1 protein-coding gene is annotated in these 1,278 nt (G+C 63.8%); it reads right to left on the reverse strand.

From position 1 onward, the window contains the following. Positions 1 to 33: 33 nt before the first annotated feature. Entirely contained in the window at positions 34 to 1,260 is a 1,227-nt protein-coding gene (locus tag JZ792_RS41160; protein ID WP_216918406.1) for an IS110 family RNA-guided transposase, read from the reverse strand. Between the last annotated feature and the right edge of the window lie 18 nt (positions 1,261 to 1,278).

Raw genomic sequence — 1,278 nt, forward strand, 5'->3', positions numbered from 1 at the left:
CCCTGCGTGTCAGACATCCCAGGAGCTTGGATGTCAAGCGGCGAGGTGTTGGTAGCGGTGTGCCCATCCGGCGGTTTGGCTGTAAAGGGTTTTGGTTTTCAGGCAGCCATGCAGGATTGCTACGAGTCGGTTGCCGAGTTGTCGTAGGGCGGCATTGTGGCCGATCTCGCGGGCTCGTAGTTCGTTGTAGTAGGTGCGGGCTGCGGCGTCGTGCAGCATTGCGGCGTGGGCTTGCATGTGTAGAGCGTCGACGAGGCGGTCGTTATGGACGAATCGTGCGTGGACGCTCTTGGTTTTGCCGGACTGGCGGGTGATCGGGGCGGTACCGGCGTAGTTCTTGTGGGATTTGGCATCGGCGTAGCGGTCCTTGGCGTCGCCGAATTCTGCGAGCACCCGGGCACCGGTGATCACGCCCATGCCGGGTTGGCTGAGGTAGATCTCAGCGTCCGGGTGCCGGCCAAAACATGCATCGACCTCGCCTTCGAGGATCTTGATCTGCTCGTTGAGCGTGCGCAGGACCGCGACCGTCGTGCGGACCGACACGGCATAGGTGCCGACGACGATGTCGGATTGGCTCAGATGGTCAGTGCGTAGCGCCGCTTGGATCGCGGCGGCCTTGGCGGGCACGTTCTGGCGTCTTGCCCGCTTGAGCGTAGCGGTGATCTGGCTGATCGTCAGCCGTGCCGCGGAGTCGGGATCAGCTGCCTTGGTCAGCAACTCGAGGGTGTCGGCGCCCGCGAGTCCGAGTGGCTTATATGCTTCGAGCGCTGCGGGGAAGTACTCGCGTAGCGCGGTGCGTAGTCGCAGCATGTGTCGGGTGCGTTCCCAGATCATCGTCTGATGAGCGCGGGCTGCGACCTTGACCGCCTCGGCTTCAACGGAGTCGGCAGCGACCTGGCGGAGCTGGTGGCGGCGGGTCCGCAGCATGTCGGCCAGGGTGCGGGCATCGGCCTTGTCGTCCTTGGCGCCCGACAGCGAAAGCAATTCCCGATGTCGCGCAGCTTGTTTGGGGTTCACTCCGTAGACCTGATAACCGGCCGCGACCAACGCCCGCACCCACGGGCCGCGATCGGTTTCGATGCACACCAGCACCTGTCCGGGATTGGCATCCTCGGGCAGGAACCGGGCGATCAGCTCATGCAAACGCGCCATGCCCTCGATGCCTTCGGGCACTCTCGCCGCTTTCATCGTGCGGCCTTGCTCGTCTTGCACCTCCACATCATGGTGGTCTTCGGCCCAGTCGTCTCCGACGAACAGCACTCAACGCTCCTGAATCTG

It is taken from the genome of Nocardia noduli, from assembly GCF_019038455.1.
GTDB lineage: Bacteria > Actinomycetota > Actinomycetes > Mycobacteriales > Mycobacteriaceae > Nocardia > Nocardia noduli.